The following is a 13683-nucleotide window of genomic DNA, read 5'->3' as shown; positions in this document are numbered from 1 at the left end:
ACATCGGTTATAGGCGCAGCCACTGCGCCGCAGCGAGGAATTCCATGATCGTAGTGACAGGCGGAGCCGGCTTCATCGGCGCCAATCTGGTCAAGGCGCTCAATGCGCGCGGCCGCGACGACGTCCTGGTGGTCGACGACCTGCGTGACGGCACCAAGTTCGTCAACCTGGCGGACTGCACGCTGGGCGACTACCTGGACAAGGACGATTTCCGCGCCCGGGTCGAGGCCGCGCTGCGCGGCGAGCCCTCGCGGCTGCCGCCCATCGAGGCGATCTTCCACGAGGGGGCCTGCTCCGACACCACCGAGTGGGACGGCCGCTTCATGCTCGACAACAATTTCGAGTACTCCAAGGTGCTGCTGCATTTCTGCCAGCGCGAGGGCATCCCCTTCCTCTACGCCTCCTCGGCGGCCACCTACGGCGGCAGCGAGGTGTTCGCGGAGGCTCCCGAGCACGAGAAGCCGCTCAACGTCTACGGCTACTCCAAGCTGCTCTTCGACCAGTACGTGCGCGCCCGCTGGGACGAGTTCGACAGCCAGGTGGTGGGCTTTCGCTACTTCAATGTCTATGGCCCCCGCGAGCAGCACAAGGGCAAGATGGCCAGCGTTGCCTACCACCACCATACCCAGATTCGCGACGGCCAGACGGTCAGGCTGTTCGGCGCCTGGGACGGCTATGAGGCCGGGATGCAGAGCCGCGACTTCGTCTACGTGGGCGACGTGGTGGACGTCAATCTCTGGTTCCTCGACCATCCCGACAAGTCCGGGCTCTTCAACCTGGGGACTGGCCGTGCCGAGCCCTTCAAGGCGATCGGCGAGGCGGTGACCGACTACTACGGGCGCGGCACCATCGAGTACATCGATTTCCCCGCGGAGCTCAAGGGGCGTTACCAGAGCTATACGCGTGCCGACATCTCGCGGCTGCGCGAGGCGGGCTACGATCGCGAGTTCCGTACCGTGGCTGAAGGGGTGCGCGACTACCTGGAGTGGCTGAATGGTTGACGTCGGCACGGCGCCGCGCATCCTCGTTGTCGGTCCCTCCTGGGTCGGTGACATGGTGATGGCGCAGAGCCTGTTCAAGACGCTCAAGACGCGTCATCCCGGCTGCTATCTGGGCGTGGTGGCCCCGGCCTGGTCGCAGCCGATCCTCGAGCGCATGCCGGAGGTGGACGAGGTGGCCAGCCTGGCCGCCGACCACGGCGAGTTCGGTTGGCGCGCGCGCCGCAGCCTGGCCCGTCAGCTGCGCGGACGCTTCGACCGGGCGATCGTGCTGCCGCGCTCCTGGAAAGCCGCCCTGGTGCCTTTCCTGGCGCGCATCCCGCGGCGTACCGGCTTCACCGGCGAGCAGCGCTACGGCCTGCTCAATGACCGCCGTGCCCTCGACAAGACGGTACTGGACCAGACCGTGAAGCGCTTCGTGGCCCTGGGGCTGCCTCCCGAGGCAGCGGCACGGGGCGACTTCGCCATCCCGCGGCCGAGGCTCAAGGTGGATGGCGACAATCAGGCGGCGCTGCGCGAGGCGCTGGGACTTTCCCGCCGCCCGGCGATCGGGCTGATGCCCGGCGCGGAATACGGCCCGGCCAAGCAGTGGCCGCTTGCGCACTTCCGCGAACTGGCCGAACGTCTCGTTGCCGACGGCTTCGAGGTGCGCGTACTGGGCGGGCCCAAGGATGCCGAGGCGGGTGAGACGATCAGCGCCGATGTGGCGGGCGTGCACAACCTGTGCGGAAAGACGCGCCTGGCCGATGCGGTCGACATGCTGGCCGACTGCCACCAGGTGGTCACCAACGACTCCGGCCTGATGCACGTGGCAGCGGCAGTGGGCACCCGAGTGCAGGCCGTCTACGGCTCCTCGTCGCCGACCTATACGCCCCCGCTCAGCGGCAACGCCGAGATCCACTATCTTGCCCTCGAGTGCTCGCCCTGCTTCGAGCGCCACTGCCCGCTCGGCCACACCCGCTGCCTGGTCGACCTCTCACCCCTGCGGCTGCTGCAGGCGATCCGCGAAGCCGAGCGGTGGGGGCACCAGCGCATCGTCAGCGGCTGAGCGCGGCGTCACTGCATTCCCGGGATGGGGTCGTCGGCGACGTCCTCCGGGGTCTCCACCACCTGCTCCTGGGGCGTGGCCGGTTCCTTCTCGGCCCCCTGGGGAGCCAGGCCCTCCCACAAGCGTTCCTGCAGGGCGGTCTCCCCACGCATGCGGGCATTGAGCGCCTCCACGCCATGTTCTTCCACGAGGGTGGGCTCGTTGGAGAGAAGGGACACCCCCAGGCCCGCCCGGTGCCAGTCGATGGTGAAGCCCATGGCCTCCAGCACCGTGGGAAAGACATCCATCATGGAGGCCTCGCGCTGGCGGCGCTCCGCCGGTACGTAGGGGCCGAGCAGCATGAAGGTGTTCTCGCGCTCACTCTCGATGAGCTGCTCCCAGGCGGAGACGCGCATGGTCAAGTGGTCGCTGGCGATGACCACCAAGGTATTGTTCAGAAGGCCTTCGTCGTCCAGGCGCGCGAGCAGGTTACGGGCCAGCCAGGCGGAGCACTCCACGGAGTAGAGGATATCCTGGTCGTCGAACTCGCCCTGGCGCTCACGACAGCGTTCGGCGGGGTAGCCGTAGGGGGCGTGGCCGGTGATGCTCAGGTTGACCAAGCCCCACGGTTCGCCGGCTTCGTTCAGCCGGCGGATCTCCTCGACCGTGAAATCGTAGAGGGAGTCGTCGTAGAGCCCCCAGTTGTTGACGTAGTCCGGGTCGTCCAGGCGGGGTTGAAGCTCGTCGCGGCCCAGTATCCGGTCGAAGCCGTGGTCGTTGTAGAAGACCCCCTTGCCGGCGAAATCGGTGCTGGCGCCGCCCAGGTAGCTCAGCCGGTAGCCGTGCTCCGAGAGCACGTCGCCCAGGCAGTCCACGCCCGGTACCACCCGGTTGAGCGGCTCGAGCTGACTGTCGTGCAGCAGCCCGGCCGGCATCAGCGGCGTGCCGCACTGGCTGGCGATCATGCCGGCCATGGTCCAGCCGGTGTTGTCGATCTGCTTGACGCCCTCGAAGACCAGGGCTTCCTCGCCGAGGGCCTCGAGGTCGGCGTAGGCATCGCCAAAGCGTTCGCGGTCGGCGTAGGTGCGCTCGATGCTTTCCAGGTAGAGCAGTAGCAGGTTGGGCGGTGACGAGGGGGCTTCGAGGACCACGGGCTCGACGTAGCGGCGGTCGAGCCAGGCGCCATCGTCGGTGACGATGGCGGCGCCGCGCTGGGAGACGCCGTAGAGCAGCGGGTTGCTGGCCAGGAGCGCCAGGGCCAGGAAGTGCTCGGCCCGGTGCCAGCGGCCATCGTGGTGCGTCAGCCAGGTGAAGCTCGCCAGCAGGGCGATCATCGACAGGGTGTAGCCGACGGCGGCCAGCGTGCGATTGACCCCGCCATGCCCTTGCATGCCGGCCTGGAGGTGAAAGAAGATCGCGCCCAGGTCGACCTCGCCGAAGCTGTCGGCCAGGTAGATGTAGAGTCCCCAGAGGGCGATGGGCAGCAGCGACCAGGGCCAGCTACGTCGCGAGGGAGGCTCCGACGCCCCCCAGCGAAAGGCGTGGGCCAGCCACAGCCAGCCCGCCGTGATCGGCGCCATCAGCCAGGCCGGCAGCAGGGCAATGGACACAACGGCGTGGCTCAACCACAGGCCGAGGACCAGTAGGGCCGCCCAGCGCAGGTGCTGTGATGTGAAGGGTATACGCATCATGTGTTCATCAGGAGGCTGACTGTAGGAGGCGCACCAAGGCGCTGTTGAGCACCGCTTACTGCCTGGGGGTGCGAGCCCCCTCATGGCGAGCATGCGCCTTCATGTGCTTCCAGAATACGCCATTGGCATTGGAGAAGGCGATGACCAGTCCGCGCCAGCCATCCAGGAAGCCCAGGCGAAAGCAGTAGGTCCTCACGAAGGCAAATAGGCTCTTGGCGAGAATCAGCGCGGGAGGCAGGCTGCGTCGGCTGTGCTCGGCGCGAATGGATGAGTAGCGGTTGACCTTCTCGAGGAACTGCGAGAGATCGCTGACCGCTTGATGCACAATGGCTCCTTCTAGCCGAACGACTCGTGTTTCCTCTCCGACCGTCACGGACTCATGCACCATGGCGTCGCTGAAGTTGCAGTAGCGTCGGTTGAACAGGCGTATCAGCCAATCGTTACCCCATCCTGAATGGCGTACCACCTTGCCGAGCAGCAGGTTGTTTCGACGAATCTCTCCGGCAACATTGCGACGGGTATCGCTGTTCCAGTCCTCCAGGGTCTGGAGCAGGGTGGCATCAGGGTGTTCGTCGGCATCCAGCGACAGCACCCAGTCATGGCGGGCGAGCGAAACGGCATGGTGCTTGGTGGGCCCGAAACCGTAGAAGGGGCCCTGATGCAGCCGTACGTTGGTATAGCCTTTCGCAATGGACAGGGTGCTGTCCGTGGAGCCGTTGTCATAGATGACCACATCATCGAAAGGCTGGAGTACCGACAGGGTTTGCTCCAAAGTGTCACCCGCATCACGGGTGATGATGACGACGCTAATGCCATGGATCATGTCGGTTTCCTGTCAAGGCGGCGGTGGCCTGGGATAGGAGCGGGGAGCATGCGCTGCTATCCTGTTGCTTTTGGAAACAATCTCGTGTGACAGCACATTGAATATCGTACACGTCAACCTGGCCAAGGGCTTCAGGGGAGGCGAACGCCAGACAGCCCTGCTGATCAAGGCCTTGGCGTCCCGCAGCAATCTACAGCAAACCCTGGTATGCCGAAAGGATTCGCCCCTGCGTGACCACCTTGCTGGAGTCGCTCACCTTGGATTTGTGGCAGCCAATCACCAGTTGGCTGGGCATCGAGCAGTGGGGCAGGTGGATATCGTGCATGCTCACGAGGCCAAGGCCGTGCACTGGGCGGCCCTGCATCGCCTCATGAAAGGCACGCCCTATATATTGACACGGCGGGTCGACACGCCGGTCAAAGACAACGCTGTCAATCGCTGGTGCTATCGCCGTGCAGCCCGACGCGTAGCCATTTCACGCGTGATACAGCGCCAGCTCGAGGCACGCGACTGGGGCGACATTAAGCTCATACCCAGCGCCTTCTCGGGGCTGGCGCGTTCCCAAGAGGCGACGCAGTGCATTCGCGCGGCCTTTCCCGGGAAGTTCCTGGTGGGTCATGCCGGCGCCCTGGTGGATCGACACAAGGGGCAGCGCGTGCTGCTGGAAGCGGCACGCATCCTGGAGTCGCAGTTTCCTGATATTCACTTCGTTTTCCTTGGTGATGGCGAGGATCGCGAAGTATTGCAGCGCGAATCGGCCGATCTCTCGAACGTCACCTGGCTGGGTTTCAAGGAAAATATCGGTGATTATTTGGCCGGCTTGGACGTCTTTGCCTTCCCATCACGCAACGAAGGACTTGGTTCGGTATTGCTGGATGTGATGGATGCTGGCGTGCCGATCGTTGCAACCGAGGTAGGAGGCATTCCCGATATCGTGCACCACGACTCGACAGGTTTGCTGGTACCACCAGGGGATGCCCTAGCACTCGCAGAGGCGCTGAAATGCCTGCACGACATGCCAGCCCTGTGCCGTCGCCTTGTAGATGCTGCCGCAGCGCAACTCGATCTTTATACACCCGCGGCGATGGCTGCCGCTTATATGACACTGTATGAACAAGCACTCAACAGCGCTGGAACGGCTTAGACTGTTGTGACGGAGTAAAGAGCGGACATGAAAAATGTAGAGCGATTGCAAAAAAATCTGCAGCGCTGGAGTTACTACGCAACTGAGGGGGTAGGACAGCTAATACCCAGAGCGCTCTATCGTCGACAGAGAGAGGCCTGCCTCGACAGACTGAATGCCTTACCGGAAGAAACGCGGAAAATGGTGAAGCATCGAGTCGCTTATTATAATAGGCTAAATACTCCTTTCAGGACAGGCTCGGAAGCAGTTCTCAATCGAGACTTTCGCGCAAGTCTGGATAAATCGACCTATCATTTCGACCTGTATCGCGTATCCCGATACTTTCCTGAAACATGCCAATTTCATTATGTCTTTGGTGATGTGACGCAAGTGCCTGATTGGCCGGCATTTGTGAAGAGTCGACCGATAGCTGGCATAGAGGAAAATGCCCGTTCGGTTCTACTAAAGCTGGACTCAATCCGCCATTATTATCGAATCCCTGACCCGCTGACCTTTGAGGAAAAAACGCCGCGGCTAGTCTGGAGAGGCGCTGCTCACCAGCCGCATCGCCGCGAGTTTCTGGCAAGACACTTCGCCAACCCGCTGTGCGATGTAGGGGCAACCGACAATAAGCCAGCGACAGAGCCGTATCGCCGGCCCTTTATGTCGCTGCAGGATCAGCTCAGGTACCGCTTTATTCTGAGCATTGAAGGCAACGATGTCGCTACCAACCTAAAATGGATCATGTCCTCAGACTCCCTTTGTTTCATGCGTAGGCCTCGCTTTGAAACCTGGTTCATGGAAGGGCTGCTGGTTCCGAATCAGCATTATGTGTGCCTGGCTGATGACTATTCGGATCTGGAAGAAAAGATTGATTACTACACACGCCATACCGATGAAGCACGTGTCATTATTGCCAACGCTAAGCGACATGTCGCTCCGTTCTATCAGCCGCAGATGGAAATGTTGATTTCCTTGTTGGTGTTCGATAAGTACCTACGTCTCTCTGGACAGCGATGAGCGGTGTTACGCAACCGTGGCGTTGTCATAGGCGGTGCGTATGATGTGTGAGATCGACTCGGGCTGCGGACAGAACCGGGATAGCGACCGTTGCAGTCTCTCCAGGTTGGCTTGTTGCCATCTTCCTGCCTTCCTCACCCGACAGCGATCCAGGTCGATCATCCACACTTTACCCCCTCGATCCACCAGCAGATTGCGCGCGTTGAGGTCGACGTGATCCAGCCCGGCGTCGTGGAAGCGGCGGATGGTGGCGCCAACGCGTTGCAGTAACTCGTCGTCGGCTTCATCGGCAAGCAGCAGGTCGGCCAGGGCACGGGCGTCGGGGATGCGCACCGTGATCAGGGCGGCCTCGTAGGTGAGGCCGTGGCGGGTCACGCCGGCGGCCACCGGTCGCGGCACGGGCAGGCCCTGGGCATGCAGGTCAGCCGTCAGCTGGAACTCCCGAAAGGCCCGGGTGCGTTCCAGGCCGGTCCAGACGTAGCGACGCTCACTCAGCCGGGCGATCATGCCGCCGCGGCGGTAGTGGCGCAGCACCCACTCTTCTGCTCCGGCGGAGAGGAACAGGCTGGCGCCGCGCCCCGGCGCTTCGCCGACCACCCGGCCTCGCTGACGCCAAGCATCGGGGTCGAAGAGGGCTGGGCCGATTTGTGGCGCTGACTCGGCGTCACATACACTGTGCGCATCATATAGAATGACGCTCTTCCCCGTTCGATATGTTGCCAAGCGCATGAAGCATCCTCTGCCTGCCGAGCCCCGCCACATCGGCATTCTTCGCCTCTCCGCCCTGGGCGATGTGTGCAATCTGGTGCCCACCGTCCGGGCGCTGCAGCGCCAGTGGCCCGAGGCGCGGATCACCTGGATCACCGGCAAGGCGGAGCACAGTCTACTGGCGGGCCTCTCCGGGGTCGAGTTCGTCGTCTACGACAAGGCCACGGGCCTGGCCGGCATGCGCGCGCTGTGGCGAGAACTCGCCGACACGCGCTTCGATGCCCTGCTGCACATGCAGCAGGCGCTGCGCGCCAGCGTGCTCTCCCTGGGGCTCAAGGCCGACGTGCGCGTGGGCTACGACAAGGCGCGCGCCAAGGATGCCCAGCACTGGTTCACCCATCGCCAGCTGGTGCCACACCCGCGCGCCCACGTGCTGGAGTCCTTCCTTGACTTCGCCCGGCTGCTCGGTGTGGAGGACCTGTCGTTGGACTGGGATCTGCCGGTGCCGGAGAGTGCGGTGACCGAGGCCGCTGCGCTCAGTGGCGAGACGCCCTACCTGCTGCTCAGTCCCTGTGCCAATCCGCGGCTGCGCAACTTCCGCAACTGGTCCGCCGAGGGCTATGCGGCGGTGATCGAGCACGCCTGGACCCAGCACGGCCTGCGCGCGCTGCTCACCGGCGGCGGCAGCACCGCGGAGCGCGAGATGGGCGAGCGCATCCAGTCGCTGTGCCGCCCCGAGGCGGTGATCGACGCCATCGGCCGGTCGTCGCTCAAGGGACTGCTGGCGCTGATCGATCGGGCGAAGGTCGTCATCGCCCCGGACTCGGGCCCGGTGCATATGGCCAACGCCCTGGGCACGCCGGTGGTCGGCCTCTACGCCACCACCAACCCGGATCGCGCCGCGCCCTATCGGTGGCGAGACTATGTGGTCAATCGCTACCCGGATGCGGTGCGTACCTATCTGCACAAGGAGCCGGAGGCGATCCCCTGGGGGCAGCGGGTGCGTCATCCCGATGCCATGTCGCTGATCAGCGCCGAGGACGTGATCGCCCAGTTGGAACGCGTGCTGGCGCGGCCGGCGCCCCGAAAGGAAACGGAGACTCCCGATGAAGCTTGACCTGACCGCGCTGGAACAGGCCCGCGTGCTGGTGGTGGGCGATGTGATGCTCGACCGCTACTGGCACGGCGGCACCTCGCGCATCTCCCCCGAGGCGCCGGTGCCCGTGGTGCGCGTGGGGGAAACCGAGGATCGCCCCGGCGGGGCCGCCAACGTGGCGCTCAACATCGCCGCCCTGGGCGGACAGGCCTCCCTGGCCGGACTGGTGGGCGACGATGCCCATGCCGACGAGCTGGCCCGGCGCTTGGAGAGCAGCGAAGTGAGCGCTCACCTCGTGCGTCGCCCCGGAGTATCGACCATCACCAAGCTGCGGGTGATGAGCCGCAACCAGCAGCTGATCCGGCTCGACTTCGAGGATGAGCTCCAGGAGGTGGATACCGGCGAGATGCTGGAGCAGGTCACTGCGGCCTTGCCCGCCGCCGATCTGGTGATCCTCTCCGATTACGGCAAGGGCACCCTCAATCGGGTCGAAGCGTTGATCGAGGCGGTGCGCGCGGCCGGCAAGCGGGTACTGATCGACCCCAAGGGCAGCGATTTCGCCAAGTATCGCGGGGCCAGCGTGATCACCCCCAACCTTACCGAGTTCGAGGCGGTGGTCGGTCCCTGCCGAAGCGATGCCGAACTGGCCGCCAAGGGCGAGGCGCTGCGTGCCGAGCTGGGCCTCGAGGCGCTGCTCATCACCCGCAGCGAGAAGGGCATGACGCTGATCCGCGAGGACCACGAACCGCTGCACCTGCCGACCCGCGCTCGCGAGGTGTTCGATGTCACCGGTGCCGGCGACACCGTGATCGGCGTGCTGGGCCTGGCGCTTGCCGCCGGCCACGCCTTCCCCGAGGCGATGACGCTGTCCAACCTCGCTGCCGGCCTGGTGGTGGCCAAGCCCGGCACCGCCACGCTCTCCATCGCCGAGCTCTACACCGCCCTGCACGGCGACAAGCTGGCCGAGTTCGGGGTGATCCAGGAGTCGGCGCTGGTCGAAGCGGTGCGTGCCGCCCAGGCCCGCGGCGAACGGGTGGTGATGACCAACGGCTGCTTCGACATCCTCCACGCCGGCCACGTGGCCTATCTGGAACATGCCCGCCGCCTCGGCGACCGGCTGATCGTGGCGGTCAACGACGACGCCTCCGTGGCCCGCCTCAAGGGACCCAAGCGACCCATCAATCCGCTGGCCCGGCGCATGCAGGTGCTGGCCGGCCTCGGCGCCGTGGACTGGGTGGTGCCCTTCGCCGAGGAGACGCCGCAACGCCTGATCGAGGCGGTGTTGCCGGACGTCCTGGTCAAGGGCGGCGACTACCAGCCCGAGGCGATCGCCGGCGGTGACGCCGTGCGCGCGGCGGGCGGCGAGGTCAAGGTGCTGGGCTTCGAGGATGGCGTCTCCACCACGGCGATGATTTCCACCATCCTCGACCGCGAGCGATGAGCGGCCGTCCCTGGGCGCGCCGCCTCTATTCGGTGGCACTCTATGCGCTCGCACCGCTGATATGGTGGCGCGTCTGGCGTGAGCATGTGCTTACTCACTCGCGCCGAGAACGGCTCGGCGGGATTCCCGCCCTGTCGCAAGGCCAGCCTCCCCTGTGGCTGCACTGCGCCTCGGTGGGCGAAGTACAGGCCGCCCGTCCGCTGATCGCGGCCCTGCGTGAACGCTACCCCCACCACCGCCTTGTCATCACCACCATGACCGCCACCGGCGCCGAGCGCGTGCGGGCTCTGGCCGAAGAGCCGGTGGGAGCGGGGGATGGGGGCGAAGTGAGCCATCACTTCGTGCCGCTGGACTATCCCGGCGCGGCGCGGCGCTTCGTGACGCGGCTGCGCCCGCAGCTGGCCATCGTTTTCGAGACGGAGCTATGGCCCAACCTGCTGGCGGCCTGCGACCGCGCCGGGGTGCCGGTGGCGGTGGTCAACGGGCGCCTTTCGCCCCGTGCCTTCCGCGGCTATCGCCGTATCCGGCCGTTGATGGTCGAGGCGCTCGCCCACGTCGACTGGCTGGCGGCCAAGTCCCACGCCGATGCCGAGCGCTTCCTCGCGCTGGGCATGCCGGCGGCACGCACCGACGTGGTGGGGTCGCTGAAGTACGACCTGGCGATCCCGGAAGCGACCATGGCCGCGAGCCAGCGGCTGAGCCAGGTCCTGGGCGCCCGGCCGGTGTGGATCGCCGGCTCCACGCATCCCGGCGAGGAGGAGCACCTGCTCGCCGCGCATGCGCGACTGCGCCAGCACTATCCTTCCGCCCTGCTGATCCTGGTGCCGCGCCACCCCCAGCGCTTCGACGCCGTGGCGGCGCTGTGCCGCGATCACGGTTTGGCCCTGGCACGCCGCTCGCAGGGAGAGTCGCCGGATGCGCGCACTGCCGTCTACCTGGGCGACACCATGGGGGAATTGCTCACCCTCTACGGCGCCGCGGACCTCGCCTTCGTGGGTGGCAGCCTGGTGAGCGTTGGCGGCCACAACCTGCTGGAGCCCGCCGCCATGGGCGTGCCGGTGTTGACCGGCCCACAGCTCGCCAACTTCGCCGATATCGCCGAGACCCTGCGTGAGGCAGGGGCCCTGGTGGAGGTGGCCGACGGTGAAACATTGGCGGACACCCTGCGTCACCTGTTCGACGACGAGCCGGAGCGTCACCGCCTGGCCGCGGCCGGTCAGGCGGTGGTGGCGGCCAACCGCGGCGCGCTCGAGCACACCCTGGAAGGCCTGGCGAGGCTGCTTGCCAAGTGAGCGTGCGCTCGCTTACTGCGGCGTGAGGCGCTCCACGCCGCCGTCGGTGCCCAACAGCAGCACGTCGGCCCCGCGCGCGGCGAACAGGCCGTTGGTGACCACGCCGACGATGGCGTTGAGGCGCGCTTCCATGCCCACCGGGTCGTCGATGGGGAAGTCGTAGCAGTCGATGATCTGGTTGCCGTTGTCGGTGACCACGCCTTCGCGATACACCGGGTCGGCGCCCAGCTTGACCAACTCGCGGGCCACGTAGGAGCGCGCCATGGGGATGACCTCCACCGGCAGCGGAAACTCCCCCAGGCGCGCGACGCGCTTGGAGGCGTCGGCGATGCAGATGAAGCGTTCGGCGCAGGCGGCGACGATCTTCTCGCGGGTGAGCGCCCCGCCACCGCCCTTGATCAGGTGTAGGTGAGCGTTCACTTCGTCGGCGCCATCGATGTAAAAGGGCACGGTGCCCACGCTGTTGAGCTCGAAGACCTCGATGCCGTGGCCGCGCAGGCGCTCGGCGCTGGCCTCGGAGCTGGCCACGGCGCCGGCGAAGTCGTCGCGTAGGGCGGCCAGGCGGTCGATGAAACGGTTGGCCGTGGAGCCGGTGCCGATGCCGAGCACGCTGTCGCGCTCGAGTCGCGGGCGGATCTCGTCGAGGGCGGCAGCGGCCACGGCGTCCTTCAGTTCGTCTTGGGTCATGTCGTGCTCGCTGTGGGTGGGTGGCGGATGCGGCGCCATTATAGGCCAGAAGCCGCTGTCCTGCCGGGCGCCGTCTGGACGCCGGGGCCGCCGGGATGCTACCAATAGGGGTTTTCCGCGAGTCGCTCAAGCGACGTTCTGCGCTACCTCTCTGGGACATCAGGATGCTCGAAGCCACCGTCAAGAAGATTCTCCAGGCCCGGGTCTACGAAGCCGCCCGGGAAACGCCGATCTCTCCGGCCCCCTTCCTGTCACGGCGCTTTCGCAACCAGATCCTGATCAAGCGCGAGGACCTGCAGCCGGTCCACTCCTTCAAGATCCGCGGCGCCTACAACAAGATGGCTCAGCTCACCGACGAGCAGAAGGCCAAGGGGGTGATCGCCGCTTCGGCGGGCAACCATGCCCAGGGCCTGGCCATGGCGGCCAAGCAGATGGGCGTCAAGGCGGTCATCGTCATGCCGCGCATCACCCCGGAGATCAAGGTCCAGGCGGTGCGCGCCCGCGGCGCCAAGGTGGTGCTCAAGGGCGACGCCTTCTCGGCGGCCGCCGAGCATGCCCAGGAGCTGATCCGCGAGCACGGCTATACCTACATCCCGCCCTTCGACGACATCGACGTCATCGCCGGGCAGGGCACCATCGGCATGGAGATCCTGCATCAGCACGCCGGCGACCTGGACGCCATCTTCGTGCCGGTGGGGGGCGGTGGCTTGATCGCCGGGGTGGCCACCTACGTCAAGTACCTGCGCCCCGACATCAAGGTGATCGGCGTCGAGGCGGAGGACAGCGCCTGCCTCAAGGCAGCGCTGGCCGCCGGCGAGCGGGTGTTGCTCGACCAGGTCGGCGTCTTCGCCGAAGGCGTGGCGGTGGCGCAGATCGGCGAGGTGACCTTCCCGATCATCCAGGAGCTCGTCGACGACGTCATCACCGTCACCACCGACGAAATGTGCGCGGCGGTCAAGGACATCTTCGAAGATACCCGCGCCGTGTCCGAGACGTCCGGGGCGCTGTCACTGGCCGGCCTCAAGAAGTACATCCAGCAGACCGGCGTCGAGGGGCAGACGCTGCTGTGCATCAACTCCGGCGCCAACACCAACTTCGATCGCCTTCAGCACATCGCCGAGCGCACCGAGCTCGGCGAGCAGCGCGAGGCGATCCTCGCCGTGACCATTCCCGAGCGCCCCGGCAGCTTCAAGAAATTCTGCAAGACCATCGGCAAGCGCATGGTCACCGAGTTCAACTATCGCTACGCCGACCCGGAGGCGGCGCACATCTTCGTCGGGGTGCAGGTCAAGCCCGGCGGCGACGACCGCCAGGCGGTGATCGCCAAGCTGCACGATGCCGGCTATCCCGTTGAGGACCTCACCGACAACGAGCTGGCCAAGCTGCATATCCGCCACCTCGGGGGCGGGCGCCCCAAGACGCAGTTCGACGAAGAGGTCTACCGCTTCGAGTTCCCTGAGCGCCCCGGGGCGCTGATGAATTTCCTCACCCACCTGCCCCAGGACTGGAACATCTCGCTGTTCCACTACCGCAACCACGGGGCCGCCTACGGCCGCGTGCTGGTGGGCATGCAGGTCCCCAACGGCGATCGCGAACACGTCGAGGAGTACTTCGACGCCATCGGCTATCGCTATTGGAAGGAAACCGACAACGCCGCCTATCGCCTCTTCATGGCCTGAGATATGGAGTGTGAACGCTGACTCACGCCAAAGGCCAGAAATGGCGGGTATTTCGTTGATTGCTTGCGGTTCGGAGACGGTTGTCAGGGCCCGTTCCC

12 protein-coding genes are annotated in these 13683 nt (G+C 65.7%); 8 read left to right on the top strand and 4 right to left on the bottom strand.

Annotated elements, in window-relative coordinates; translation table 11 throughout:
- The first annotated feature begins 44 nt into the window (after positions 1-44).
- The gene (rfaD, locus tag FEF15_RS04045) at positions 45-1001 is read left to right on the top strand and encodes an ADP-glyceromanno-heptose 6-epimerase (RefSeq protein WP_163557867.1); all 957 of its coding nucleotides are present in this window, start codon (positions 45-47) and stop codon (positions 999-1001) included.
- Positions 994-2046: a lipopolysaccharide heptosyltransferase II gene (gene waaF / locus FEF15_RS04040; RefSeq protein ID WP_163557866.1), complete on the top strand. Its 1053-nt coding sequence runs from the start codon at positions 994-996 to the stop codon at positions 2044-2046. The genes rfaD and waaF overlap by 8 nt, the downstream gene beginning before the upstream one ends.
- An 8-nt stretch (positions 2047-2054) precedes the next feature.
- Here the strand turns inward: waaF and FEF15_RS04035 are convergent, their stop codons facing one another.
- Entirely contained in the window at positions 2055-3716 is a 1662-nt protein-coding gene (locus tag FEF15_RS04035) for a sulfatase-like hydrolase/transferase (RefSeq protein ID WP_240454060.1), read from the bottom strand.
- 55 nt (positions 3717-3771) lie between these two features.
- Positions 3772-4539 carry a glycosyltransferase family 2 protein gene (locus tag FEF15_RS04030; protein WP_163557865.1) on the bottom strand — a complete coding sequence of 256 codons (768 nt, stop codon included), beginning with the start codon at positions 4537-4539 and terminating at the stop codon, positions 3772-3774.
- Between the two features lie 97 nt (positions 4540-4636).
- On the opposite strand from FEF15_RS04030, the gene FEF15_RS04025 reads away from it, so the two are divergent.
- A complete protein-coding gene (locus FEF15_RS04025; RefSeq protein WP_163557864.1) occupies positions 4637-5683 on the top strand; it encodes a glycosyltransferase in 1047 nt (348 codons plus the stop codon).
- 27 nt (positions 5684-5710) lie between these two features.
- Positions 5711-6682: a glycosyl transferase family 90 gene (locus tag FEF15_RS04020; protein ID WP_163557863.1), complete on the top strand. Its 972-nt coding sequence runs from the start codon at positions 5711-5713 to the stop codon at positions 6680-6682.
- A 6-nt stretch (positions 6683-6688) separates the two neighbouring features.
- Here FEF15_RS04020 and FEF15_RS04015 read toward each other — a convergent pair whose 3' ends face one another.
- Complete coding sequence (locus tag FEF15_RS04015) at positions 6689-7411, bottom strand: 3-deoxy-D-manno-octulosonic acid kinase (RefSeq protein WP_163557862.1); 723 nt, start codon at positions 7409-7411, stop codon at positions 6689-6691.
- Between FEF15_RS04015 and FEF15_RS04010 the strand changes: the two genes are divergently transcribed.
- Genes FEF15_RS04010 through waaA form a run of 3 tightly spaced genes read left to right on the top strand, consistent with a single transcriptional unit; the run spans position 7410 to position 11219 of the window.
- The gene (locus tag FEF15_RS04010; RefSeq protein ID WP_163557861.1) at positions 7410-8507 is read left to right on the top strand and encodes a glycosyltransferase family 9 protein; all 1098 of its coding nucleotides are present in this window, start codon (positions 7410-7412) and stop codon (positions 8505-8507) included. The two genes, FEF15_RS04015 and FEF15_RS04010, sit on opposite strands and share 2 nt — an antisense overlap.
- Complete coding sequence (hldE, locus tag FEF15_RS04005) at positions 8497-9927, top strand: bifunctional D-glycero-beta-D-manno-heptose-7-phosphate kinase/D-glycero-beta-D-manno-heptose 1-phosphate adenylyltransferase HldE (RefSeq protein WP_163557860.1); 1431 nt, start codon at positions 8497-8499, stop codon at positions 9925-9927. The genes FEF15_RS04010 and hldE overlap by 11 nt, the downstream gene beginning before the upstream one ends.
- Positions 9924-11219, top strand: coding sequence for a lipid IV(A) 3-deoxy-D-manno-octulosonic acid transferase (gene waaA / locus FEF15_RS04000; protein ID WP_163557859.1), 1296 nt, complete (start codon positions 9924-9926; stop codon positions 11217-11219). The genes hldE and waaA overlap by 4 nt, the downstream gene beginning before the upstream one ends.
- Positions 11220-11231: 12 nt before the next feature.
- On the opposite strand, the gene rpiA is transcribed toward waaA, so the two are convergent.
- Positions 11232-11906, bottom strand: coding sequence for a ribose-5-phosphate isomerase RpiA (gene rpiA / locus FEF15_RS03995; RefSeq protein WP_163557858.1), 675 nt, complete (start codon positions 11904-11906; stop codon positions 11232-11234).
- A 164-nt stretch (positions 11907-12070) separates the two neighbouring features.
- On the opposite strand from rpiA, the gene ilvA reads away from it, so the two are divergent.
- Entirely contained in the window at positions 12071-13585 is a 1515-nt protein-coding gene (ilvA, locus tag FEF15_RS03990; RefSeq protein WP_163557857.1) for a threonine ammonia-lyase, biosynthetic, read from the top strand.
- Positions 13586-13683: the final 98 nt, after the last annotated feature.

This window comes from Halomonas sp. NO4, assembly GCF_010994375.1.
Classification (GTDB): Bacteria; Pseudomonadota; Gammaproteobacteria; order Pseudomonadales; family Halomonadaceae; genus Halomonas.
Note: the sequence above shows the minus strand (reverse complement) of the source record. Positions and strands in the feature narration are given on the sequence as shown.